The organism is Corynebacterium sp. HMSC074H12 (assembly GCF_001813755.1).
Classification (GTDB): domain Bacteria; phylum Actinomycetota; class Actinomycetes; order Mycobacteriales; family Mycobacteriaceae; genus Corynebacterium; species Corynebacterium hiratae.
Map to the genome: position 1 here is coordinate 71,338 of NZ_KV813914.1, position 23,608 is coordinate 94,945.

Annotated in this window: 26 protein-coding genes, 3 tRNA genes and 1 pseudogene; 12 read left to right on the plus strand and 18 right to left on the minus strand. The window is 59.4% G+C overall.

The features are described from left to right. Positions 1-81 precede the first annotated feature (81 nt). Genes HMPREF2932_RS07365 through HMPREF2932_RS07380 form a run of 4 tightly spaced genes read left to right on the plus strand, consistent with a single transcriptional unit; the run spans position 82 to position 3,726 of the window. Positions 82-1,302 (plus strand): ABC transporter substrate-binding protein, encoded by a 1,221-nt coding sequence (locus HMPREF2932_RS07365; RefSeq protein ID WP_084739004.1) that lies wholly within the window; start codon positions 82-84, stop codon positions 1,300-1,302. A 2-nt stretch (positions 1,303-1,304) separates the two neighbouring features. Beyond that, positions 1,305-2,420, plus strand: coding sequence for a FecCD family ABC transporter permease (locus HMPREF2932_RS07370; RefSeq protein ID WP_232745235.1), 1,116 nt, complete (start codon positions 1,305-1,307; stop codon positions 2,418-2,420). Next, complete coding sequence (locus HMPREF2932_RS07375; RefSeq protein ID WP_046647345.1) at positions 2,411-3,172, plus strand: ABC transporter ATP-binding protein; 762 nt, start codon at positions 2,411-2,413, stop codon at positions 3,170-3,172. Before HMPREF2932_RS07370 ends, HMPREF2932_RS07375 begins: the two co-directional genes overlap by 10 nt. An 11-nt stretch (positions 3,173-3,183) precedes the next feature. After that, positions 3,184-3,726 (plus strand): 2'-5' RNA ligase, encoded by a 543-nt coding sequence (locus tag HMPREF2932_RS07380; RefSeq protein ID WP_071409915.1) that lies wholly within the window; start codon positions 3,184-3,186, stop codon positions 3,724-3,726. Between the two features lie 388 nt (positions 3,727-4,114). Here the strand turns inward: HMPREF2932_RS07380 and HMPREF2932_RS13825 are convergent, their stop codons facing one another. The 9 genes and pseudogenes from HMPREF2932_RS13825 to HMPREF2932_RS07420 all read right to left on the minus strand — a co-directional run bounded on the left by HMPREF2932_RS13825 (position 4,115) and on the right by HMPREF2932_RS07420 (position 9,836). Next, positions 4,115-4,789: a hypothetical protein gene (locus HMPREF2932_RS13825; RefSeq protein WP_246818641.1), complete on the minus strand. Its 675-nt coding sequence runs from the start codon at positions 4,787-4,789 to the stop codon at positions 4,115-4,117. Positions 4,790-5,104: 315 nt separating this feature from the next. Beyond that, positions 5,105-5,248: pseudogene (locus HMPREF2932_RS14015) on the minus strand (WhiB family transcriptional regulator); the annotation flags it as partial. Positions 5,249-5,306: 58 nt separating this feature from the next. Further along, the gene (locus tag HMPREF2932_RS07390) at positions 5,307-5,807 is read right to left on the minus strand and encodes a hypothetical protein (RefSeq protein WP_071409917.1); all 501 of its coding nucleotides are present in this window, start codon (positions 5,805-5,807) and stop codon (positions 5,307-5,309) included. Between the two features lie 182 nt (positions 5,808-5,989). Further along, entirely contained in the window at positions 5,990-6,664 is a 675-nt protein-coding gene (locus tag HMPREF2932_RS07395; protein ID WP_071409918.1) for a hypothetical protein, read from the minus strand. A 311-nt stretch (positions 6,665-6,975) separates the two neighbouring features. Next, positions 6,976-7,161 carry a hypothetical protein gene (locus tag HMPREF2932_RS07400; protein ID WP_071409919.1) on the minus strand — a complete coding sequence of 62 codons (186 nt, stop codon included), beginning with the start codon at positions 7,159-7,161 and terminating at the stop codon, positions 6,976-6,978. Between the two features lie 266 nt (positions 7,162-7,427). Then, positions 7,428-8,477 carry an AAA family ATPase gene (locus HMPREF2932_RS07405; RefSeq protein WP_071409920.1) on the minus strand — a complete coding sequence of 350 codons (1,050 nt, stop codon included), beginning with the start codon at positions 8,475-8,477 and terminating at the stop codon, positions 7,428-7,430. Continuing rightward, positions 8,474-9,022, minus strand: coding sequence for a hypothetical protein (locus HMPREF2932_RS07410; RefSeq protein WP_071409921.1), 549 nt, complete (start codon positions 9,020-9,022; stop codon positions 8,474-8,476). Before HMPREF2932_RS07410 ends, HMPREF2932_RS07405 begins: the two co-directional genes overlap by 4 nt. A 299-nt stretch (positions 9,023-9,321) precedes the next feature. Continuing rightward, positions 9,322-9,579: a hypothetical protein gene (locus tag HMPREF2932_RS07415; protein ID WP_071409922.1), complete on the minus strand. Its 258-nt coding sequence runs from the start codon at positions 9,577-9,579 to the stop codon at positions 9,322-9,324. A gap of 71 nt (positions 9,580-9,650) precedes the next feature. After that, complete coding sequence (locus HMPREF2932_RS07420; RefSeq protein WP_071409923.1) at positions 9,651-9,836, minus strand: helix-turn-helix domain-containing protein; 186 nt, start codon at positions 9,834-9,836, stop codon at positions 9,651-9,653. Positions 9,837-9,974: 138 nt separating this feature from the next. Between HMPREF2932_RS07420 and HMPREF2932_RS07425 the strand changes: the two genes are divergently transcribed. Both HMPREF2932_RS07425 and HMPREF2932_RS07430 read left to right on the plus strand, forming a co-directional pair. Further along, positions 9,975-10,634, plus strand: coding sequence for a hypothetical protein (locus tag HMPREF2932_RS07425; RefSeq protein WP_071409924.1), 660 nt, complete (start codon positions 9,975-9,977; stop codon positions 10,632-10,634). Continuing rightward, positions 10,591-11,775 carry a tyrosine-type recombinase/integrase gene (locus HMPREF2932_RS07430; protein ID WP_071409925.1) on the plus strand — a complete coding sequence of 395 codons (1,185 nt, stop codon included), beginning with the start codon at positions 10,591-10,593 and terminating at the stop codon, positions 11,773-11,775. Before HMPREF2932_RS07425 ends, HMPREF2932_RS07430 begins: the two co-directional genes overlap by 44 nt. 68 nt (positions 11,776-11,843) lie before the next feature. Here HMPREF2932_RS07430 and HMPREF2932_RS07435 read toward each other — a convergent pair. Next, a tRNA-Lys gene (locus tag HMPREF2932_RS07435) sits at positions 11,844-11,916 on the minus strand. A 286-nt stretch (positions 11,917-12,202) separates the two neighbouring features. On the opposite strand from HMPREF2932_RS07435, the gene HMPREF2932_RS07440 reads away from it, so the two are divergent. The 4 genes from HMPREF2932_RS07440 (at position 12,203) to sucD (ending at position 16,395) form a co-directional block, all read left to right on the plus strand. Then, positions 12,203-13,432, plus strand: coding sequence for a L,D-transpeptidase (locus HMPREF2932_RS07440; RefSeq protein ID WP_049155797.1), 1,230 nt, complete (start codon positions 12,203-12,205; stop codon positions 13,430-13,432). 55 nt (positions 13,433-13,487) lie between these two features. Continuing rightward, positions 13,488-14,132, plus strand: coding sequence for a hypothetical protein (locus HMPREF2932_RS07445; RefSeq protein ID WP_046647341.1), 645 nt, complete (start codon positions 13,488-13,490; stop codon positions 14,130-14,132). A gap of 203 nt (positions 14,133-14,335) precedes the next feature. Beyond that, positions 14,336-15,508 carry an ADP-forming succinate--CoA ligase subunit beta gene (gene sucC, locus HMPREF2932_RS07450; protein ID WP_175973599.1) on the plus strand — a complete coding sequence of 391 codons (1,173 nt, stop codon included), beginning with the start codon at positions 14,336-14,338 and terminating at the stop codon, positions 15,506-15,508. 8 nt (positions 15,509-15,516) lie between these two features. Beyond that, positions 15,517-16,395 (plus strand): succinate--CoA ligase subunit alpha, encoded by an 879-nt coding sequence (gene sucD / locus HMPREF2932_RS07455; RefSeq protein WP_070509719.1) that lies wholly within the window; start codon positions 15,517-15,519, stop codon positions 16,393-16,395. 47 nt (positions 16,396-16,442) lie between these two features. On the opposite strand, the gene HMPREF2932_RS07460 is transcribed toward sucD, so the two are convergent. From HMPREF2932_RS07460 to orn, 4 genes are all read right to left on the minus strand, one after another. Further along, on the minus strand, positions 16,443-16,988 hold the full coding sequence (locus HMPREF2932_RS07460) for a DNA-3-methyladenine glycosylase (protein ID WP_046647337.1): 546 nt from the start codon (positions 16,986-16,988) through the stop codon (positions 16,443-16,445). Between the two features lie 27 nt (positions 16,989-17,015). Further along, positions 17,016-17,876, minus strand: a complete 861-nt coding sequence (locus tag HMPREF2932_RS07465) for a siderophore-interacting protein (protein WP_049155805.1) — start codon at positions 17,874-17,876, stop codon at positions 17,016-17,018. Positions 17,877-18,098: 222 nt separating this feature from the next. After that, positions 18,099-18,171 (minus strand) — tRNA-His (locus HMPREF2932_RS07470). Positions 18,172-18,220: 49 nt separating this feature from the next. Beyond that, entirely contained in the window at positions 18,221-18,853 is a 633-nt protein-coding gene (gene orn, locus HMPREF2932_RS07475; protein ID WP_070516132.1) for an oligoribonuclease, read from the minus strand. Positions 18,854-19,113: 260 nt separating this feature from the next. On the opposite strand from orn, the gene HMPREF2932_RS07480 reads away from it, so the two are divergent. Beyond that, complete coding sequence (locus tag HMPREF2932_RS07480) at positions 19,114-20,658, plus strand: alanine/glycine:cation symporter family protein (RefSeq protein ID WP_071409926.1); 1,545 nt, start codon at positions 19,114-19,116, stop codon at positions 20,656-20,658. Between the two features lie 46 nt (positions 20,659-20,704). Here HMPREF2932_RS07480 and cmrA read toward each other — a convergent pair whose 3' ends face one another. Continuing rightward, a complete protein-coding gene (gene cmrA, locus HMPREF2932_RS07485; RefSeq protein ID WP_071409927.1) occupies positions 20,705-21,517 on the minus strand; it encodes a mycolate reductase in 813 nt (270 codons plus the stop codon). 129 nt (positions 21,518-21,646) lie between these two features. Here cmrA and HMPREF2932_RS07490 point away from each other — a divergent pair, with 129 nt between their 5' ends. Continuing rightward, positions 21,647-21,832: a PspC domain-containing protein gene (locus HMPREF2932_RS07490; RefSeq protein ID WP_046647333.1), complete on the plus strand. Its 186-nt coding sequence runs from the start codon at positions 21,647-21,649 to the stop codon at positions 21,830-21,832. On the opposite strand, the gene HMPREF2932_RS07495 is transcribed toward HMPREF2932_RS07490, so the two are convergent. The 3 genes from HMPREF2932_RS07495 to HMPREF2932_RS07505 form a co-directional block, all read right to left on the minus strand. Further along, on the minus strand, positions 21,833-22,465 hold the full coding sequence (locus HMPREF2932_RS07495) for a hypothetical protein (RefSeq protein ID WP_071409928.1): 633 nt from the start codon (positions 22,463-22,465) through the stop codon (positions 21,833-21,835). It lies immediately after the preceding gene. 76 nt (positions 22,466-22,541) lie between these two features. After that, positions 22,542-22,615, minus strand: a tRNA-Arg gene (locus tag HMPREF2932_RS07500). A gap of 39 nt (positions 22,616-22,654) precedes the next feature. Continuing rightward, a complete protein-coding gene (locus tag HMPREF2932_RS07505) occupies positions 22,655-23,587 on the minus strand; it encodes a LysR family transcriptional regulator (RefSeq protein WP_070679998.1) in 933 nt (310 codons plus the stop codon). Positions 23,588-23,608: the final 21 nt, after the last annotated feature.

Genomic DNA, 23,608 nt, shown 5'->3' on the forward strand with positions numbered 1-23,608 from the left:
TCTAAGCTTTGGGTAGCCTTACCTACCGGTGTAGTATGAGCCTCCGTGCAGACCACAAGACGAAAGTTTGAAGGAGAAATCGTGCTTCACGTATCGACGCCTGCAGCTCAGGCATCCCGTCACCGCGCGGGGCGAGTGGTAGGAGCGTGTGCCATTGTGACGGCGCTGGCTGGCGCGCTGGCAGGCTGTGCTTCCGACAATGCCGATGCCGGCAGCGAGCAGTCAACGGGAGCGCAAGGGGCCGCCGCTGTGAGTTTCACAGACCTTGCCGGCCGCCAAGTGGAGCTGGACCACGAGCCAGAACGCGTAATCCTGGGAGAGGGCCGCAGCGTCTTTGCCACCGGCATCCTTAACAAGGAAGATCCGCTGGACAAGGTCGTGGCCATCGGATCGGACCTGAAGCAGAACGTGCCCGACTACTACCACGAGCTGGAAAAGGCCACGCCCAAAGTCAACGAGCTGCCCGAAATCGGCGGCTTCACCAAGGGCGACGTCACCGTGGAGGAGCTCATCAGCCTCGACCCGGACCTCATCGTGCTCTCCAAGGATCAGTACGAAGCCTCCCAGACCGCTGGGCTCACTGACAAGCTGGACCAGGCCGGCCTGACCTATGCCGTCACAGACTTCCGCGCCAAGCCCTTGGAGAACACCGTCCCCACCATGGAAATATTCGCCGATATCTTTGGCCACGAGGACCGCGCGGAGGAGTTCATCGCGGACTGGCAAAAGAACGTGGACCTGGTGACCGAGCGCGCCACCAAGGCGCAGGGCAAGCCCTCTACCTTCGTGTGGCGCGCAGCAGGTATTTCCGACTGCTGTGGCTCGTGGAACGACTCCAACATTTCTGAGCTGGTCAACGTCGCCGGCGGGAAGAACGTGGCAGACGGCATCATCGAAGGTGAGTCCGGCGCGCTGACCCCGGAGAAGGTCATCGATGCTGATCCCGACATGATCATTGCTACCGGCGGCGACTGGTCCGCCAAGGCTGATAACGCAAAAGGGCACACCGGATTCGCTGCCGTCGGCTATGGCATCAGCGATAAGGATGCCCACGACAGCGCTGCCACGTTGGCCGGCGTCCAACCTGGTTTTGAGGACCTCTCCGCCGTCAAGGGGCACAACCTCCACGGCCTGTGGCACCAGTTCTACAACTCGCCCTTCAACTACCTAGCACTCCTCCAGATCGCCGCGTGGCTCCACCCGGAGGATTACGCAGACGTCAACGTGCAGCAAGAATGGGCAGAAGCCCAAGAGAAATACTCGCCCGTCCCAGGCGACGGAACCTTCTTCAGCACCAATTAGTCATGAGCATTCTCACATCAACCGGGCGCTCGGCAAGCCCTGAACGGACCACGCGCGCAGAAACCGCAGTTCTTCCCGTGGAGGCCCTGGCATGCGAGCACTCCCGTGTAACACGCCGCCGCATCGCCATCGTCGCCGGGCTAATCGTCGTGGCTCTCGCCGCCTTCGTCGTCAGCGTTATCGTCGGCGCCATCGACCTCACCCCGGGTCAGGTGCTGCGGGGGATGGTGGATCCGGGAGGTGTCGACAAGCAAACGCGTACAGTCCTGTGGAGCCTGCGCCTGCCTATGGCTGTCATGGCGCTGCTTATCGGCGCCAGCCTGTCACTGGCTGGCGCACAGATGCAAACCATCCTGGATAATCCGCTGGCGGAACCCTTTACTCTCGGTATTTCCGCGGCGGCTGCCTTCGGCGGAGCCAGTGCCATCGTGTTGCGTTGGCAGCTTTTGGCCCAGCCGCAGTTCAACCTCGCGCTCATCGCGTGGCTGTCGGCGGCGCTCGCCACGGCCATCATCGTCGTTGCCGCCGTTATCCGCGGCGCGAAGTCCGAGACGATGGTGCTGCTCGGCATCGGCCTCGTCTTCTTCTTTCAGGCTATGCTGGCGCTCATTCAATACCGTTCTTCCAGCGAGGCTCTCCAGCAGATCGTTTTCTGGTCCATGGGCTCGCTCACCCGCGCCAGCTGGCAGGCCAACGCCGTGCTAGCCGGCGTGCTTGCAGTGGCGCTGCCCATCCTGGGCGCGCTGTCGTGGCGGCTGACGGCGCTGCGGCTTGGCGATGCCCGCGCCACCGCCCTCGGTGTCAACACCTCCCGTCTGCGCGTGATCGTGCTCGTCGTGGTCTCACTCGTCGCGGCCACCACCGTGGCCTTCGCTGGCATCATCGGCTTTATTGGCCTAGTAGGCCCTCACATCGCGCGCATGCTGGTGGGGGAGGACCAACGCTACTTCGTGCCGGCATCCATGGCCGCGGGCGCGGCGGTGATGTGTGCCGCCCATGCGCTGAGCCTCGTCATTAAGCCCGGGCTGGCCATCCCCATTGGCATCGTGACCTCACTATTGGGCGTGCCGTTCTTCATCGCCATCGTCATGACCCGGAGGAGGGCATTGTGGACGTAGAACTCACCATCGCTGATCTGACCGCCGGCTATGGTTCGCGCACGGTGGTAGACGGGCTGAGTCTCCCCACGCTGCGCGGCGGGCAGGTGGTGGGCTTGCTGGGGCCGAACGCGTCTGGCAAGACCACCACCATTAAGGCGCTCGCCGGCGTGCACCGCGCGCGGGGTGGCACGGTTGATTTTCGTGTCGACGGCCAAGCCCCGCGCGGGCAGCGGCGCCGCCAGCTCATTGGCTACGTGCCGCAGGGCCTGCCGCACACCGCGGCGCTGCGGGCGTTTGAGGCGGTGCTGATTGCGGCGCGGCGCGAAGCATGCGAGGACCCAATCACCCGCACAGCCGAGGTCCTGCACTCCATGGGGCTCGATGAGATTGCGCAGCGCTACCTCAATGAGCTCTCTGGAGGCCAGCGCCAGCTCGTCGCCGTGGCGCAGATGCTCGTGGGGACCCCTGGGCTCATGCTTCTCGACGAGCCCACTTCTGCCCTCGATCTCAACCGCCAGCTCTTCGTCTTGGGCCGCGTGCGGGCAAAAGCTCGGGAGGAAGGCAGCCTCGCGTTGGTGGCGATTCATGACATCAATCTGGCCGCCCGGATGTGCGATCAGCTTGTCGTGCTTCACGGCGGCAAGGGACGCGCTCACGGCGCGCCGGGGGAGGTGCTCACGGAGGAACTCTTGCGCGAGGTCTACGGCGTAGAGACGGATGTGCTGGACCACCGCGGGCAACCCATCGTGGCGCTGCGAGAGGTTAGTTAGACTCGGGCCGTGTGAGCCGAAATTCGCCCGAGAACCTCCTGCTGTACCTCACCCCGGAGGATGAAGACACGATCTGGGAAGTCTATGCTGCCCTGGCTCAGCGTGGCTTTCCGGTGCAGCACCAGCGCCCGCACATTACGGTAACGTTTGCGCCGGCGCTCGAGACCGCAGTCGTCGACGAGGCCCGCACGCTGTTGCCGCCGCTACTGCCGGCGCTGTTTCATCGCGTCGGGACGGTGGTATTCGGGAGGAAAAGCAAGCAGACCGTGGCGTGGCTTCTGGAAACCACGGACGAGTTGGAGATCGCTGCGCGCCAGTTAAGCGCCGCGAACCCGGAAGGCCGCGGGCCGCGATGGACCCCGCACCTGACGATGGGGCTGCGCCTGCCCCGAGCGCTCGTTCCCGACTATATGCGGGCACTCGATGAAATCTCGACGTTTGAGCACAAGGAATTCATGGCGGCGCAGGCCGCGTGGTGGCGGCCTAAGACGCAGCGCCTCGACATCTTTGGCGGGTCTGTGGCCGTCGGTCGCGAGCGCGAATCCGGGGATTAAGAAACAGGAAACCCCCGCTCCGGCTAACCCGGGCGGGGGTGATATTGTGCGCCATCAGGGAATCGAACCCCGAACCCACTGAATACGGTTAGTAAGTTTGTGCTATTTACATCTTGTTTGTGCTGGTTCGATTTTTATTGCACGTTATGGGGTTGACGTGCGCAAAGAGTACATGGTGGTACATCTTGGTACGTCCGAAACTTTTTACAAAGTACGGGATAGATACGGGCCTTTGTCTCAGCCGTGAAAGTCTAGTGAGTGGTGTGGGGTGTGGGGTGGTGCGTAAGACCGTTCACAATATCCACCACCCCACACCACAAGGACATGAGCGTGTCCAACGCCCCGGATAGTGCCGTGACCCCGGGGCTATCTCCTAATCTATGGCGGCCTAATCTGCGGTTAAATCTTGGCGCACGGCTGGTGCGAAACAGTAGTCCCGATACCCAACCTTCACGAGCACCCCCAGCTTTTCTGCCCGTCTCTTTACGGTGCTCTCACGCCTGCCCAGCTCCCCGGCCAGCTCAGCGCATGCCTGCATGTCCTTCAGAGACCCGCCCCGCTGGTGGGCCTCCACGGCCAGGGCGGCGAGCCTATCGCCCCGCCCGGCCTCCAGCGCCCGGCGCACTACCTCCGCATCACAGTATGTTCTGCCGCTCTTAAGCACGAGTACCCCATGCTCTTTGGCCACCTCAATGACCAACTTCTTAGGCTCCCCCAGTTCCTCGGCCAGGGCGGCGCATGACGGTAAATGCTTCCTGTGCTCTACTGCCTCCAGCGCCCGGCGCACGGCGGGGGCGTAGCAGTACCACCGTTCCCCAACCTGCACGAGCGCCCCCAGCTTCTCGGCCCGGCGGGTGACTGTATCCGCTCCCCGGCCCAGCTCTCTTGCCAGCGCTCCGCATGTCATCATGTCCTGCACGGTGCCTCCGTGTTGGGCGGCGGCGGCGGCCAGGGCGGCCAGCTTTTCCCGGCGTGCCTGCTGCGCATCTCGGCCCGGCGTATTAGCCCGGTTAGGCTCTCTCCATCCCGCTCCCCGGCGCTCATCTTTCGGAATGTGGCGCATGACTTCACGCTTTAGAGCGGCCCTACAGTGCGTGCAGTAGCCCCTGCTGTAGTGCATCACATGCCCAGCGGGTATCTCTTCAGGGGTGCGTGTCCACCTGTGCATGGGGCGTCCACACGAGGCGCACGGGGTGCCCAGCTTTATGACAGTGCGCGGCGTGGGCTTGCGGCGCGGCGGCGGTGGTGAGGCGGCGACTCCGCCTATCACCCGATACAGTCCCGTGATTGATTGCTGCGTGCCGGTACAGGCGACTCCACCCATCACCACGTCTATGGCCGGGGCGGGGTGCCCGTCTGGTGTGGTGCCAGATGTGAGGGCATACAGGGCGCATGGGATACGGATAGGGCACGAGGCGCACAAGGTCTTAGCCCGGTTGATTTCGCTAGCTGTGGCGCTATCCAGGTCAATGAAAGCGGGGTTATCACTCCCCGTGCAGTTAGGTGCATATGTGCTGGTCATGGCATATTTTTACCCCCGTCACCAGCATGGGCGCGGGGGCTAAATTCCTTCCTTCGGACTATCCCAGTTGGCGGCGGCTACGGCCAGGAATAATCTCCCCGTCCACCTTCACGAGGCCACCGTGAATCTCATGGGGGATCGACTCATCGGCAACGTTGCCGTGCTCATCACGAGGCGCATCAACCTCCCACACAATGCTGCGCATCCGCTCATACAGGTCTGCCTCCACCTTGCGGGCGGCGGCGTACTCATTCACGGGCTTCATTGCTGCCGCGTGCTTTTTCTCAGCGGTGGCGGCGGCGGCGGCCAGCTCGGCACGCACCGTGGCGAATTGCTCCAGCAGCTCGGCCTGTTTCTCGGCCCGCTTCTTCTCGCCAGCTTCACGAGCGGCGTTCAGTTCTTGCTCGGCCTTCTTCATCGCTGCATCCTCGGCGGCGAGGTCTGCCAACTTGGCCAGGGCAGCAGACATCTCCGACACCTCTACCGGCTCCCCAGCAGCGGCGCGCTCACGTAGAGCGGCCAGTTCGTCCTTAGCGCGGTCTAGTGCTTCAGTGCTCATTGCTCTTTCTCCTTCAATCGGTCTAGGCCCCGCGAAAGCATGTCAATAAGGTCATCCACGTGCTTGATTTCACGGCCCACCGGCTCCCCCCGGCGTTCCGCCTCAAACAGCTGTGTACGGCGCTCACGGGCCTGTTTAAGATGCTCTGCCGCTATTTCTCCTAAAGTCGCCACAGCGGCCTCCTAACGGCTAGTAGGGATAGCGGACAGGGTGGGCACCTTGGTCACGGGTAGCGGCTCCGCAAAGAATTTATCCATGTAGTAGCCGATCTGCTTCAGCGCTTCATCGTTATAAGCACCCTCACGCGGCGGGAGGTTCTGCATCTCCACGAGGCTATCCAGCTGGTGCTTCGCAAAGCGCGTGACCGTCTCAGCGGCAGTCACGATGTTGTCCTCACCGGACAGGGCGGGCTGGTCTGCCACCTCCATGGCGCGAATCATCTCCAGCTCCGCCCCACCCTTAGCGCGAACCTCCCCAACCCAGAGAGTGCGAGCCGGTACCGGGCCTAGCTCCTCCCACACCGGCTTTACGCGGCGGTGCTCATGCCCACGGCGGGCGATACGAGCAACAGCCAGCTCGGCGGCCATCTCTTCCTGTGCCCCACGTGCTTCGGGGTACAGCGGAGCGCGCAATGCTTCATAGTGAGCCTTTACAGCCGGTACAAGCATGTCCCAGACTCCGCGTAGCTCTTCGACGAGGGCGTTATAGCCCACCCGCTCACAGTGTTCGTTGGCGGCCTCCGCCTGCCCCTCCTGCGTTAGCTTCGAGTCATTGCCGTAACGCTCCAGCACCGTCGCCATTGCCTTCGACAGCAGCACCAGCTGCGAATATGCATCCTTAAAATTGAATTCAGCCATGCAAGAATGATCCCCCACCGGGGCGTGCAGTCAGAACGGCTAGGCCACCGCCCCATGCCCGCCCCGTCACGTGCCCGGCCGATACACTCACCTGTGGGGCGTGGATAACCCCCATAACGAGAGACGAGCACCCCTACTACCTTCATCGGTGGCGGGGGTGCTCTTTTTGCTCAAAAGCAGGGGTCTAGGGAGCAGGTGTTTCGGCCAGCGGAAACGGGGGTGATTACCGGCCCTTGTGTTACCGGCCAGCGGACAGCTCAGCTACACGCTCATTCACGAGGTTGGCCATGTCATCGGGTGCCAGCGGCGCATCATCGTTGCTCTTCTTCTTGGTTGGGGAGCATGCGGCCCAGTTCGGCCAGCTCGGCGGTGGCGGCGGCTAGCTCCGCATCACTGATTTCATCGACAGTTCCGGGGGCGGCCAGGGAGTCCAGTAGGTCGCACTCTTCGTCGGTCATCTCCAGGGCGTCCAGTAGGTCGCGCTCTTCGTTTCTCATGGTTTCACCTTAGGTGTAGTGGTAGGTATGCCCTTACGGGGCATCGAACAAATGTGTGTGAGTGGGGTGGGGGTGGTGGCCTGTCAAAGTGGTGTACGAACTGTACGAAGTGTCCTAATGCCAGGTCAAAGCCTATATATTCACAGACCTATTCGTACACTTCGTACACTGCCTAAAAAGAGAGGGAGTTGAGTTTCGTACACTTCGTACACAGGGGGAGGAAGAGGGGAGGGAGAAAAGTGCCCCTCTACCTGCGATTAGTACACTTAGTACACTTCGTACACGTATTTATAGAGTCCGCGTTCGACCTTCTCAGCCTGCCCGGCCTTCTCCAAACGACGAAGGTACGTACCGGCTTTATCGTTCGTTATCCCCACGGCTTCAGCAATGCTCTTTGCCGTGAGTGGGGTTTCACTGTCACGGAGAGTCTGGATAATCAACCTAGACATGTCTCCGTAACGCTTCTCGTTATCGGACTCACGTTGTGCCCGGCGCACCTCTTGAGCGTTATCGCGGGCGGCTTCAAGGCTGCCGCCCATCAATTCCCAACGGCCATCGTTCATACTCATGGCGTATTCCGCTTCATGCTCAAGGTCACGGCCAGAGACTGAGATAATGGCGTCACGTTCGCCACGGGCGCGACTGAGCACTAGGACGGCATCGCATGCGCCTGTGACGCCTTGTGTGCCAGACACAGAGTTCATGAAGTCACTGTGTTCGCCCTTATTGGTGTGGTGGACTGCCAGCACGGTCGTTCCGGGCCATTCCTGTGCAAGTTTCTGGAGTGTAGCCCCTAGTTGGTAATCAGCCTCAAAGTGAGACTGGGAAGAGGTACGGCCTGGGGAGATTCGGCCAAGGGTGTCAACGACGATAACGGGCGGTTGCTCGCATGTCTTTAGGAACTGCCGTGCAATGGCGAGAAGGTGCTCGAGTGATGGTGCTGTGAGCACGCGGTAGACATATTCGGGGATTGTTCCGGTAGGGGATACTTTTCGGAACCTTGTTTGTAGTCGCCGGTCGCCATCTTCAAGTGCGAAGTACAGCACTTTTCGTAAGGGTGACTTAATGCAGCCGAACGTGTGCCCACCAGTAGCGCACGCGGTGGCAATGTTTGCCACCAGCCAGGACTTACCAACCTTTGGCGGGCCTGCAAGCATGCAATAGCCTTCAGGGAGTATTCCAGGTACAGCGAATTGCAGCGGGGGGAATTGTTGCTTCTCCAGCCAGGTGCCATTACGTACGAAGCGCTCGAGAAGGTTAGGTGTGGGGCGCTGCCCACTTTGAACGTTGTTGGTGGGGAGTTGTGTTGTGGTCATGCTCCTACCTGTCCTTCCTTCCGCGTCTCAGTCGATTGCTTTGGAAGAGCGACGGGCGGCGTTAAATGGCCCGCTGCCGGGCGAAACGGGTAGGCCCTTACATAGTGCTGCCGTACCGTTTCTAGACCCGCTAGCGCGGCTATGAGGTCTGTTTCCGAACTGTCTATGTGCTGAAGGATTCGCTCCGCATAGTCTTTGGCTTCATTCCTCCAACGAGCGGAGATCAGAATCTTAGAGAGGGAGGCAAACATCTCTGGTTGGCCTTTAATGTTTGCCAGTTCGGCCAGTTCAGCTCTCAGCCCGTTATCGGTGTCTTTAAGTTGACCTGTCTCGAGAAGGTGAGCATGCACCTGTACTAGTAGGGCACCGCCTTCACTGGTGCTCGAGTTGAGTGTTTCCTCTAACGCCTTGAAAATTGTCTGGTGTATCCAGTTGGGAAAGTCGTTTGCCTGTAGGCGCTTTACAGCTGAGCTACTGAAGTCGTGAGGGGCGGCCATGAGGGCCGCTAGGACGTGGCGGGCGTTGAATGTAGTGATGCTAGGCACTAGTACACCTCCGTGAAGTAGCCACGGCTGCCGTTGCGGTGGGGGAGTGGTTCGCAACGTTGAGCGAACATGAATCTCCGCTCCATCTGTCGTTTCCACTCAGCGAAAGCTTTGGTTTGCTCTTCGTTGAGTGTCGTGGCTCGAACTCTGTTGTTGTTCATGAGAAAAGTGCTCCTCTGTGTCGGTGGGGAGAGTGCTTTGTCCTTTCGCGCTGTGTGAAGGTGAGGGAGCTTCTCACGGGGGAGACAGCACGCTTTTCGGGTGCGGCTGTCTCGAGTGGTTTCAGGGAGCTGTGGCGTTTATAGCGCGCTGGGGTACAGGTTTATGGGGCGGTATTCGTCCGCAATGACCCGCGCCTTGAGAAGGCCTTTAATGAGGGCGTCTACCTCTTCAACCGTGAAGTCTTCGACCTGGTGAGGGGTAAAGGTCGCGCTCAAAGTGATTGCGGTGTAGCCGTCGCTAGGGTCATGGAACACGTCAATGTTGTACTGCCCGTGGGGTGCATCTGTAACGATGGGGATACAGAGTGGTGTAAGGTTGAGGTCACTGTTGTTCATGAGGATTTCTTCCTTATGGTCGTCCCCTTCAGGTAGCTGCAACTACTTGAGGGGGTTTAGTCGTTTCGGGGTCATGCTGAGGCCATTTGGGCCTGAAGCCACTCTTCGACGTCGGTCTTGAAGTAGCGGATTCGACCGGCGACGCGGTGCCATTTCGGGCCGGTTTTGCGGTGTCGCCATGTGTGAAGGGTGGTTGGTTTGCAGCCGATTACTTCAGCGGCTTCGTTGGTCGTGTAGGTGTCCCGTGTGATGTTCATGTCTCAAACTCCTTTGCGATTGTTTGACATGTTGTGATGTGGACAGATTTGATACTACTCACTAGTATAAGTTTCGTGCAAGCGATATAAGTTAATATCTCTTGCGCAAAGGAACTGAATAGTGGGACACTAGCGCGCATGGGTCAATGGAGATTTGAGCGTGCATTTGGCACTTTGGATCTAGGTGACGTTGAAAAAGGCCTGCTAGTAGGCCAGCCAGGAACTGTTTCTGAAACGTTCGTCTTTACGGACGGAACGAAGACAGTTCAGATGAAACTGCGCTTCACAGAGGAACTTCATCCTGAAGGCGACTCAGTAGAAGTTCTCAACTCTGTCGATCTCCCCGTTATCTACTACGTTGTTGATAGCGTGCTGATTAGTAGCGAAGGTGGCGTAACCTCCAAAGACCTAAGGGCCGTTCCCCTCAAACGGCTAGGCAGAATGATCGCTAACCTCTACCTCAAGCCCTTCAACGAAGACCTGATAGAAGCGAGGGACAAGAAAGAGGCGCTTCAAGTACCGGACGAAGTTCGTGCGCAATGGCCGTGGGGCGATAGGGACCTGGTACTGGAGTGGGTAAAGCGAATCTACGAAGGTGCACTGTTGCGGGGCCTGCCGCCTACTAAGAGCGTGGGAGAAGCGTTTCAAGTATCCACGGCTACCGGCCAGCAACTAGTTCGACGTGCCCGTGAGGCTGGTGTCCTAACTGCTAGTTCCGTTCATGACCCAACGAAACGGAAAAGGCGAAACACTCATGCCACGAAGGAAACTCCCTGTAGGTCAACTCGGAACGATTAGATACGAGAAGATTGGCCCACGACGGTGGCGCGCTCATGGCTACGTCAGAACGTTTGCGGATAAACGGCTCGAGCTGCAAGCAACAGGGGGCACGAAAGACGAAGCTGCCGCTGCCCTTGAAGCGAATGCCCGTGTCCGTGTGTACGAAAACGCTGGGGCCATCATTGACGGCGATACGCCCCTTCTCGAGCTTCTCGAGCTAACCCTTAAAGCTATGCGAGATGGCACGGTGGGTAACCGTAAACTCCGCGTTCAATCGGTAAACACCTACGAAAGAATCCTGCCGCTCTTTTCAGGCAAACAGGGGGATAGGGCTATTGGGCGGCTGCCCATTGCCGAATGCACTCAGCCAATTATCGTGAACTGGTTAATGAAGCTGTCAGAGCGTGCGCCTGCTAATGCGAAGCTCTCGAAAGTGCTTCTCTCACGTGCTTATGACGTGACGGCAATGCACGGTGTCAACGTGTGGCCAATGAACCCTACTTATGGTGTGAAGCTTAGGGCTAAAGACCGTGAAGACGAAGAGCCTGTAGCGTTGACCCTCCCTGAGATACAGGCCATTTGGCAGAACGTTCAGGCGTGGCAAACCCCGTATAAGAGAGTTGACCTAGTGGGTATCGTTGGCGCGCTCATGGCGACGGGGTTTCGTCCTTCAGAGGTGTTAGCGCTCCAATGGTCGGACATTGACCTTAATGCGACTCCTAAGGCGCGTGTGACGCTCACGGGGGCGATTGTGCGCCAGGACGGGAAACTGGTTCGTCAGGGGTACACGAAGACGAAGGCGGGGTACCGTGTGGTGTCGCTGCCGAACTGGTTTCGCGACATGCTGATTGAGCGCGTAGTCAATGCCGAAAGTGTGCTGGTGTTTCCGAACACGAAGGGCGGGTTTCTAGACATTGTTAATGTTCGTTCAAAGTTCCGTGATGCGCGGGGCGAAACCTATTCTCATGTGAAGCTGAAGTCTTTTCGTTCGTCGGTGGCGACGGCCATTGAAGAGGTCTCTGGTGTTGAAGAGGCGGCGCGACAGTTGGGGCACGCCTCCCCGGCGATTACGGGGCGGTACTACGTGCGGCGTGCGGCTGATGCTGGTGACCATACGGACGTGCTTGAGTTGTTCGCGCCTACTCAAAGTGCGGGATAGATACTGGTTCGTGTGACTTGTAAACGAAACCCCCTTCACTGTAGATGCTGGTGAAGGGGGTTAAACTGTGCGCCATCAGGGAATCGAACCCCGAACCCACTGATTAAGAGTCAGTTGCTCTGCCAATTGAGCTAATGGCGCTGGTGTTTACCTAGCTGGCTCTGATTTCCTCAGTGCCTGCCGTGCAACGAGATGTAACTTTAACACCCTCTTCCTGAAAAGGTAAAATCGCCAGGTGAATAAAGGTTTTTGAGCTCCTTAGGTAGCGGCTACTTTTCTCTTCTTTGAAAGCGTGGAATGTGGGAGTGGGGAAGACCGGTAACGAAACGGTTAAGGGCGGTGGCGCTAACTAGTGAGAAGGCCGTGCAGGCAGTTAGGCTTAGTGCACTCTTGTCCTTGTTCGTCCTTTTATGAGCTAGGGGTTTGTGTGCACTCTCTATTCCCTTCTGCACGTCCCGCAGTGCTTCTCTCGAGTCTCATTGCGACTGCCTCCCTTCTGACCGCCTGCACCATTGGCGGGGTCGAGAACTCCAGCCCGGCCGATAGCCACTCTGAGGCAGACGCCCAAGTGAGTGCGGCGGCGGATGCGTCGGCGTCGGCAGCCGCTAAGGCGAAGCAACTACAGTTCTCTGTCAAAGACGGTGCTAGTGATGTCGATCCTTCCGAACCGGTCGAGGTCACTTCTCCTGCGGGCCTGAAGTCGGTGACGATGACCAACGAGGCTGGCAAAGTGGTGGAGGACGAGCTGTCGAGTGATTCGACCACGTGGAAGAGTGCCGAAGTTTTGGGCTACAACCGCACCTACACCATCGATGCCACAGACAAGGATGGCACCCACAAGACCATCACCTTCACTACCCCGCAGGCCGCGGCGGTGTCTGAGGTGGCGTTGAGCCCGCTGCCGGACTCCGAAGTAGGAGTGGGCCAGGTTATCGGCGTGCGTTTCGGCAACTACGTCACCGACCGCAAGGCGGCCGAGAAGGCCATCACGGTCAAGACCGAGCCTGCCGTTGAGGGGGCGTTCTACTGGGTAAATAACCAGGAGGTGCGCTGGCGCCCGCAGAACTACTGGGAGCCGGGCACGAAAGTGACTGTCGACGTCGACCTGTACGGTCGCAACCTCGGCGGCGGTGTTTACGGCGGCGAGGATGCCTCCACCAACTTCACTATCGGTGACCGCGTCATCACGCTGGTCGATAACAACACGAAGATGATGTCGGTGTTCAAGAATGGCGAGGTGCTGCGCCGCATTCCGGTGTCGATGGGCAGGGATGGCCAGTGGGACACCCCGAATGGCGCCTACATCATCGGTGACCAGTACCCGTCCCTCACTATGGACTCGACTACCTTTGGCCTGGCTCTCGACGCCGGCGGTTATAAGACCGACGTTCAGTGGGCGACCCAGATGTCTTACTCCGGAATCTATGTCCACGCGGCGCCCTGGGCTGTGGGTGCGATGGGCAGTTACAACCAGTCCCACGGCTGCATCAACGTGACTACTGAGGCTGCTCAGTGGTTCCAAAACACGGTCAAGCGCGGCGATATCGTGAGGGTTTCCAACACCGGCGGTGGCGTGTTGAGCCCGCTCGACGGCCTGGGGGATTGGAACATGGACTGGGAGACGTGGTCTGCGGGGAACGCTACCGCTAACCAGTAGCCCGGTTGATTGCCGGGGTAGTCTTGCGGAAAAACTGCCAAGGAAAGGGCCCCGGATGAACTGGTATAAGCGAGCTGCGATAGTGCTACTAGCGCCGTTGGCGTTGGTGGCGTGCTCCTCGGAAGGCGGTAGCACGCATGAGGAAAGCGAAAGTGCAAGCCCGTTTGTATCAAGCGTTAGCGCTGCCGCTCCAGCTGAGGAAGGTACGTGCGCGACTGAATTCGATGTCCCGGCGCTGTTGGAGGCGATGCCGGAGGAATTCGCTGGCCTGGCGCACGACCCCACATATGACGCGGGTGAGCCTGATGGCTGGGGGCGCTTCTATCAGGCGGATGGGCTGCAGTTTATGGTCGGTTCCAGCTATCTAGATGAGAAAGAAACTGACCCCTGTCCACAGGACAATGAGCAGGCCGCGCGAGACGTGCGCTCGTTCATTGCCGAGGACTATCAGCGTCAGGAGCGAGAGAACGGCGAAGAGGTCAAACCTTTTGAGGACCTCGACTTCACTGAGGGTGGCCGCTACTTTGCCTGCGCGAAGCACCCGGAGGCGGACCTGCGGCAGTTCTTTTGCGTGACCACCGTGGGTAATGCGGAAGTGGTTAACTACATGTTCCGGCACTCGATGGGTGATGCGAAGGACGTGGAAGACATGAAGAGCGCATCGAAGGAATTGGCCGCGATTATTGACAGCGTTGCCTAGGGTTACCGTCTAGGGTGCCCCCGAAAGTGAAGTCAGTTAATTCGCTATTGGCATACTGTGGCCTTGCAACGGGCGGCGTTGCGTCATGCCCGCGCACTTTGTGAAGCACTGCGCAGGCGCGAATGTTAAGTGGTTTGCATCACGTCTCTGTTTTGGTGAATCTTGTGGAGAACTAGTTATTCACTGCAAAGATGGAGGCAGAAGTGGATCTCTACGAGTACCAAGCTCGAGACCTCTTTGAAGCTCATGGGGTTCCCACCCTGAAGGGCATTGTTGCGACCTCGGCCGTGCAGGCTGAGGAAGCAGCCACGAAGCTGGGCACGCCGGTGGTTGTGGTCAAGGCACAAATCAAAACCGGTGGGCGCGGCAAAGCCGGGGGAGTCAAGCTAGCGCACAGCCCCGCGGAAGCCGCGGAGAAGGCCAACGAGATCCTGGGCCTGAAAATCAAGGGCCACACCGTGCGCAAGGTGATGGTGGCAGAAGGCGCAGACATCGCTGAGGAATACTACTTCTCGATCCTCCTCGACCGCACCAAGCGCCGTTACCTGGCCATGCTCTCCAAGGAAGGTGGCGTGGAGATTGAAAAGCTGGCCGAGGAGCGCCCAGATGCCCTGATTAAGCGAAGCTTCTCCCCGCTCGACGGCATGACGGACACCCTCGCTAGGGACATGGCATATGAGGCGGGGTTTGATGAGGGGGACGTCGCCAAGCTCGTGCCCGTGTTCAAGAAGCTTTACACGGTCTATACCGAGGAAGACGCCACGCTGGTGGAAGTTAATCCGCTGGTCAAGACGTCAAGCGGCGAAATTATTGCGCTCGATGGCAAGGTCACGCTGGATGATAACGCGCAGTTCCGCCACCCCGAGCACCGCGACCTGCAGGACCACGGTGCGACCGACCCGCTGGAGCTCAAGGCGCAGAAGATGGGGTTGAACTATGTCAAGCTCGATGGTTCGGTGGGTGTCATCGGCAACGGCGCTGGCTTGGTGATGTCAACGCTCGACGTCGTGGCCTACGCCGGCGAGGATCTTGCATCGCAGCCGAAGCCCGCGAACTTCCTCGATATCGGCGGTGGTGCCAATGCGGAAGTGATGGCTAACGGGCTTGAGGTGATTCTCAGCGACCCGCAAGTGAAATCTGTCTTCGTTAACGTCTTCGGTGGCATTACCGCGTGCGACGAGGTTGCCAAGGGCATCGTGCAGGCGTACAAGATTTTGGATTCTGAGGGGATCGAACCCAAGCCGCTCGTGGTGCGCCTCGACGGCAATAATGCCGAGCTGGGACGCTCGATTCTTAATGACGCACACCTGCCCAAACTGGAGCAGGTTGAAACCATGGATGCTGCTGCCCGCAGGGCTGCTGAGCTGGCGAACTAGGAGTAGATATGTCGATTTTTCTCAACAAAGACTCGCGGATCATTGTGCAGGGCATGACGGGTTCGGAAGGCATGAAGCACACGCGCCGCATGCTGGCGTCCGGGTCCAACATCGTAGGTGGCGTCAACCCGCGCAAGGCAGGCGAACGCGTGGACATTGATGGGCGCGAGATCCCTGTGTTTGGCAGCGTGCGCGAGGCTATGCAGGCGACAGGCGCTAACGTCACCGTCATCTTCGTGCCGGCAAAGTTCACCAAGGATGCGGCGGAGGAGGCGATCCGCGCTGGCATTGAGCTCGTCGTGATCATCACCGAGGGAATCCCCGTGAAGGACACTGCGGAGCTCTATGCGTTGGGGCGAGAGTCCAAGACGCGCATCATCGGCCCCAATTGCCCAGGGCTGTACACGCCGGGTGAATCCAATGCGGGCATTATCCCGGCGGAGACCGCTCCGAACCCGGGAAAGATTGGCTTGGTGTCGAAGTCGGGCACGTTGACGTACCAGATGATGTACGAGCTCTCTGACATCGGCTTTAGCACGTGCGTGGGAATCGGTGGTGACCCGATCATCGGTACGACGCATATTTCTGCGATCGAGGCATTCCAGAATGACCCGGACACCGAGGCAATCATCATGATCGGTGAGATTGGCGGCGACGCAGAAGAGCACGCTGCGGCTTATATCAAGGACCATGTGACGAAGCCGGTCATTGCCTACATTGCTGGATTTACCGCACCAGAGGGTAAGACGATGGGCCACGCCGGTGCCATCGTCTCGGGCGGTTCCGGTACGGCAGAAGGAAAGAAGGCAGCACTGGAGGCCGCCGGTGTAAAGGTAGGAAAGACCCCGTCCCAAGCAGCAGAGTTGGTGCGAGCAGCCTTGGCGTAGTTGGGTGAGGCATGGGGCGGTTCGCCCCCATGTCCCTCCAATAAGAACTAGCGGGGGAGACCGCGGCGTCGCGACACCGTCTTATCGAAGGGAATCCAAAAGCGTAAGGCTGCGTCTTGGTTCTTGGAGATTCCGATGCGCGGCCCGCGAACCCACTCGGGCTCCCTTTCGCGATCGCTGAGGAGGACGGGCGTGCCGTTGTCCTCGATGCTGAAACCAAGGGCCTTGCCCACATTGCCAGGGCCGCGGGCGAGATTATGAAACTCCGTGTCGCCCCTCCGCTGGTAGGCGAGGTCTACACCATCGACTACTTCGCCCGCTCGGAGTAGGCAGCCCTCGCCGGTCCCTTCGGGTGCACAAACGATATTGCCGTTCCGGTGGATGCCGTAGGACACATAGACGTAGAGGCGGCCGGGCGGACCGAACATGGCGGCGTTGCGTGGGGTACGTCCGTTAAAGGTGTGCGAGGCCTCATCGCCTGAGCCGAGGTAGGCCTCCACCTCTGTGATGCGAATGGAGACGCCGTTGTGTGTCAGCACCATTCCCAGCAGTTGGGGAGCGACGATGTCTGCGGAGGCGGTGAAATCGATCATTGCCGCAGTCTAACGTGCGAGCGAGATTTAGGCTTTGGCCTTGTCTTCTTCGGCTTCAATTTCGGCGTTGAATTCGCGCTTGGAGGCCTGCCACTGGTCCTCAGTCATGCCGATGCGCCAGTAGCCAGAGATAGAAACGTCTTCCTTGGGAATTCCAGATTCAACGAAAAGGAAGCGACGCAGTTCTTTGATCATCTCGGCGACACCGTGAATGAACCAGCTGGTTGTCTTCCCCGTGGGGATACCAGCTTCGCGCACCACGCGGGATAGCTCAGTACCGGGGGTAGCGCCATTGCGGACCACCCAGATGACCTCCACGCCCTCGCGGGTGGGGAGTTCAAACGTGCGGTCTTCGGCCGCGATCTCGATGTATGCAGTTGCAGTCGCGCCTTCGGGGAGACGCTTCAAGCCGGCACTGATGGCCGGTGCCGCGGATTCATCGCCGGCGAACACAAAGTGCGCATACTCTTCGGTGGGTCCCCACGCGCCACCTGGGCCGAGGAAACCGATCTTCTCTCCGACCTCAGCTACTCGTGCCCATGGACCGGCCAAGCCGGAATCACCGTGGGTGACAAAGTCAACGTCGAAGTCCCCGGTTTCCGGGTTCAGGTTGATCAGGGTATAGGTGCGGAGAATCGGGTGTTTATCACGCGGCTGCTCTTCACGAATCTGTTGGACATCAAACGGCCAAGAGTAGTCAGCGCTTTGTGGCACGAACAACAGCTTGATGTAGTGATCCGTAAACTCCAGCTCTTTGCCCACAAAAGCCGGGGAGTTCATGCTCAACCGAACCAAGTCCGGAGAGACCTGGTGACGACCAGTCACGGTTGCTTCATGTGCCTTGCGGGGCTTGCGCTTCGGCGCTACTTCTTTAGTTTGGGCAGCCATTGTTATCACTGTCCTTCGGAATACTTGAGTTGCTGTGCGGATATAAGCCTACACACTATGTAATTAGGTAAGGCTAAAATATCTAAGGCTAGGGTTGGTTGCGGGCTTCGCGGTGCAGGCCGCCGTGCGCGGCGTGGGGAGTGGGGAGTGGCTCTGAGCCCGAGGATTGGCGCAAAAAGTTAACCCCGCATCCTGCTCAAGCACAATGCGGGGTTTGTTCGGGGTGGCTGACGGGGCTCGAACCCGCGACACCCAGGATCACAACCTGGTGCTCTACCAGCTGAACTACAGCCACCATCGTTGCCCGAAAGCAACGAGATACAGGTTAACCCACGTCGTCGGTTTTACAAAAACGCCTGGTAATCGGTGGTTGTAGCGGCCTTCAGTTCCTCGGCTTCCGTGGAGGAGGGGCCGTCGTCGGTGCGGAAAACGCTGCGGCGGTAAAAATCGAGCTCGCGGATGGACTCGATAATGTCCTGCAGTGCCCGGTGTGCCATTCCCTTATCCGGCTGGTTGTAATAAGCCCGCGGGTGCCAGCGGCGGGCGAGCTCTTTAATGGTGGAAACATCAATCATTCGGTAGTGCAGCGCGGTATCCAGACGTGGCATGTAGGCGCGGATGAAGGCGCGGTCCGTAGCGATGGAATTTCCCGCCAAGGGTGCAGGGTGGTTCGGATCGCAGTGCTTCTCGACGAGTTTCAGTACTGCTTCCTCTGCTTCTTCGATCGTGAGCGTGGATTCCCGAATTTCCTTGTCCAGCCCGGAGTTTGCGTGCATTGTGGTGACGAAGTCGTCCATCTCCGCGAGCTGCTCCTCCGTGGCGTGCACGACGAGGTCGATGCCTTCGTCAAGGATGTTCAGCTCGGCGTCGGTTATCACGGCGGCAACTTCCACGATGACGTGGCGCTGTGGTTCCAGTCCGGTCATTTCCAGATCGATCCAGACAAGGCGGTCATTCTTAGCGGGGATATCACTCATGGGTTCCACCATAGTTTCTCCTTGGTAGCGGTTCGGTAGGTGTTGGGATGGGGGTAAGTGGGGGTAGAGCGAAGACTCGGGCGGTAAAAAGCTTCTTGAACGATGTGAACTGGGGTTTTGTGGCGATTGCCCGGGTTGCGAGAGGGGGCATTCTCAACTTTTTTATGATTTTGCTCACGAAAGCCTCAGTCGATGGGACATTATTAGGACAGCCTTTAACGTGATGGCACTCACATATAGCGAAGGACGGTAACCTACCGATGTCAACCTTTCTCGATACCCTCAATGCTCTAATCTGGTCACCAGCACTGGTCTTCCTGTGTCTCGGCGCGGGAATCTATTTCACTTTGGCGACCAAGTTCCTGCAGGTACGCTGCATTCCGGACATGATTAAGCAGCTGAAGGATGGTGAGAGCTCCGATTCGGGTGTCTCGTCCTTCCAGTCGCTCATGATTTCCTTGGCCGGCCGTGTCGGCGTGGGCAACATCTCCGGCGTTGCTACGGCTATTGCGTTCGGCGGCCCAGGCGCTGTGTTCTGGATGTGGGCGGTGGCGCTGCTGGGTTCCGCAACGTCGTTCGTGGAATGTACCTTGGCGCAGGTCTACAAGGAGAAGGACCAGGACACTGGTGAGTACCGCGGCGGCCCGGCCTACTACATCGAGAAGGCCTACAAACACACCAAGGCTGGCCCGTTCATGGTGGTCTACGGCATCGTCTTCGCCATTGCGATGATCCTGGCTACCAGCTACTTCCTGCCGGGAATTCAGGCTAACGGTGTGGCTGCGGCAGTCCAGAACGCGTGGGGCATCGAAGTTGGTTGGTCTGCGCTGGTTCTGGGCGGAATTCTGGCCATCATCATTATCGGTGGCGTCAAGCGCATCGCGAACTTCGCGTCCCTCGTGGTTCCGTTCATGGCGGCTGCCTACATTCTCTTTGCCATCATCATTCTGATCATGAACTTTAACCAGATCCCTGAGGTCTTCGGCATGATCTTTAAGTCTGCTTTCGGCGCCGAGCAGGCCTTCTCTGGCCTGTTGGGTTCGGCCATCATGTGGGGCGTGAAGCGAGGCATCTACTCTAACGAGGCAGGCCAGGGTACCGGTCCGCAGTCTGCTGCGGCCGCGGAAGTGTCCCACCCAGCGAAGCAGGGTTTCGTCCAGGCTTTCGCGGTGTACATCGATACCCTCTTCGTATGCTCCGCAACCGCCTTCATCATCATCTCCACGGACATGTACAAGGTCTTCGAGGGCGAATCTGAGGACGGTCCCGTGCGTTATGCCGGTTCTATCCCGGATGGTGTTGAGGTGGGTCCGGGCTTTGTCCAGCACGGCCTAGACACCCTGTTGGCAGGTTTCGGACCGAGCTTCATTGCCATCGCCATCGCGTTCTTTGCCTTCACCACCGTCTTGGCCTACTACTACATGGCAGAGGTCAACCTGACCTACTTCAACCGGTGGATTAGCAACAAGACCACCCGTCGCGCACTGGTTTGGCTCCTGCGCATTCTCCTCGTGGTGTCCGTGGTTATCGGTGCTACGACAACTCCAGGCGCTGCCTGGGCGCTGGGTGATATCGGTGTTGGCGCAACGGCCTGGCTCAACATCATTGCCATCCTTTTCCTGCAGGTTCCGGCTCTCAAGTGCCTTAAGGACTACAGCGCACAGAAGGCTGCTGGCAAGGATCCGCAGTTCGACCCAGAGGCGCTGGGTATCCAGAACGCTGATTTCTGGGTAGAACGCAAGCTTGCCCGCCAGGAGGCCGCGCAGAAGGCCATCGCGCAGGACTCTCCGCTCCAAGGTAAGTAAAGCAAAGCCCGCGCTCCTTGAAACGGAGCGCGGGCTTTGGCGTGTTTTAGGCCATCTTGGAATAGAAGCTGCCGATGATCGGCGCAACAATCGGGGTCGGCACAATCTTGCCCAACGCGTTCATCACCTTGGAGAGCGGGCCGGGGACTACGCGCCGCTGGTTGCGGGCCATGGCCTCGAGGGTTTCTTCGGAGCAGGACTCGTAGGTGGTCCACAAGAAGTCCGGGACGACCTTATCCACGATGGACTGCTCCTCCTCGGGAATAACAGCATCGCGCACTGGGCCAGGAGCCAGCAGAGTGCAGGTCACGCCCGAGCCCTTGAGCTCATAGTGCAGGGCCTCAGTAAAGGCATTGACACCTGCCTTGGTGAAAACATAGGTGGCGTTGTTCGGAATGGAGACGTTGCCCGCAGCCGAGCCCACGTTACAAATAGCGCCGCTGCGCCGCGGCAGCATCTGCTCCAGTGCGGCACGGGTCAGACGGTGAACGGCCTTGCCGTTGAGATCGAACTGCCGGGTTTCATAATCCCAGTCCTGATCCATGAACTTGCCAAAGCTGGCGATGCCCGCCGAGTTGACGATGATGGAGATTTCCTTGCCCGCCATGAACTCGATAACGCGGTCAACGTCCGCCGCCTCGGAGAGATCCGCAGCCAGCGCAATGGCATCAACCTCGTGACGGGAGCGTAGGTCCGCAGCGATGGATTCGAGGACTTCTTCGCGGCGGGCAACGAGAATGACGTTGTAGCCGCGAGCAGCCAAATCTCTGGCCATCGCAGCGCCAATGCCCTGGCTGGCACCAGTCAGCAGTGCATACGAGGAGCGGGTAGGGGCGGGCAGCCCAGGGGAGTGAGCCATGAAACGGCGTCCTTTCTCTCAGGGGTGGGAAGTCTCCACCCAGCGTAGAGCACTCAGGGTTTAAATCAGGGTAAATACTGATGTCTCCTCGGCCCCAACTCTGGATAATAGAAAGCGAAAGGAGACATCATGACCAACCAACGTTTAACTCGTTCCACTACTGACACGATGCTCGGCGGCGTCTGCGGCGGCATCGCACAGACCTACAACCTCGATCCGACCCTGGTGCGCATTCTCTTCGTTGTTGCGACTCTGCTGGGCTTCTCAGGAATCCTGCTCTATCTCATCCTCTGGGTTGTTATCCCGGTGGAGTAGCTACTGCAGCGGGCCTAAAGCCATAAACCTCTTCCACGTTTCCCACTCCTCCTGCAGACGCGGCAAGGCGCTGGGCGGGGTGGCGGAGGCGTCGACAAGCACGGCGTCCTGCATACGTACGCCGTTGTCGAAGAAGAGTGCTGCGTGCCCGGAGGCGCCGTAGCGGAGCACCGGAACCAGATTGAGACCGTCGAAGGACAGCGGGGCGTTGGGGCGCACATCCAGCCCCGCGATTGCCGCGAGCGTGGGCGCTAGGTCGAGAGGGGAGACGAGCTCTGCGCAGACCCCAGACTCCGCTACGCCGGGCCATAGGAGGGACATCGCGGACTTCTCGCCCTGTAGGGAGCAGACCGCCACGACGCCCTCCAGGTCACCCAGCAGCTGGGGTTTTGGCTGCTCGAGGAGGCGAAAGACCGGTGAGGACGCGGGGAGGGCATCTTCTCGGACCTCGAAGCCGGCGGCCGCGAAAATCTCCGTGATGCGGGTGGTGGCGCCGCGCTGCGGGTACTGTCCGGTGAGCACCCCGCGGCGCGATTCCGCATAGCTTGGCGACGGCACCCAGGCGTTACTGAAACGCAGTCCGCGCAGCGCGGATTCCGGGGCGTAGTCAAAAGTGGCGAGAGTAATGTCCATAGGAGTGTGCCCAAAAGGTGCCTAAAGGCCACTTTTTGACGTTATGGCAAATCTCAAAAAGTGGCTCTGAACTGCGTGCCCCCAGCAGGATTCGAACCCGCGACACATGGGGTAGAAACCCACTGCTCTAATCCACTGAGCTATGGAGGCGTACCGAGCCATCATAACGCACCGGAGAGCGAAGTCAGACTATCGGGCTACTGCTGGCGTTGATTCGGTGCTGGTGCTGAGGAGGGTGGAGACCAACGTGCGCGCTGCCGGGCTCAATGCACGGTCCGTACGGTGGATGAGAAGCGCCTGCATAGTAGGCAGCGTTTCCGCAACGCGGCGGAAATGAACGCCGCTTTGGCCCAAGGCCTGCGCGGTGTGCGGCATGAGGCTGATGCCATAGTCGCCGGCAACGAGCGGCAAGCCTGTTTGCAGCGTGGAAATTTCCTGGACACCCATAGGTTTGCTGAGCGGGGCCGCGGCCCATACCTGGTCCAACACTTCGGGCAGGCTGCTGAGCTCCGGACAGCGCGGCGGCAGGAGCCACGTTTCGGCGGCAAGATCGGAGAGCTGGACGGGGTCGGGTAGGTCCGCCAGGCGTTGGGGGAGTGCGACGCGCAGGTCCATCTCGGCGGCGCAGTCAATGGTGAGCTGTGTGCCGTAGTCTTGGCGGAACCGCTGTGGGTTGGTGGTGAGGATGATGCCGATCTCCACGGAGCCATCCAGGACCTGCTTGAGCGTGGAGGTAGGTTCTAAGTCCTTTAAGGAAACACTTACCTCTGGCGCGCGTTGCCGCATGCGGCGCAGAACCGCCGGCATATACAGCCAATTGAACTCGGGCGCGGAGCACAGTGTGACTGACCCGGCACTGCCCGACGCAATCTCGGCTAGGCGCACGGCAGCGGTGTTGAGGAGGGAATCGATCGAGGTCGCGACACCATAGAGGTAATCCCCAGCCTCCGTTGTTTGGACTCCGCCGCGCCCGCGGGAGAGCAGCTTCACGTTGAGATCTTTTTCGAGTTTGCGCACGGTAAGGCTCAGGGAAGGTTGCGTGAGCTGCAGCGATTCCGCGGCCTGCGTAAACGAACCGTGGTCCACGACGGTTCGAAAGTGATGAAGCTGGCGTGAGTCCATAAGTGAAGACTACCCGAAAGC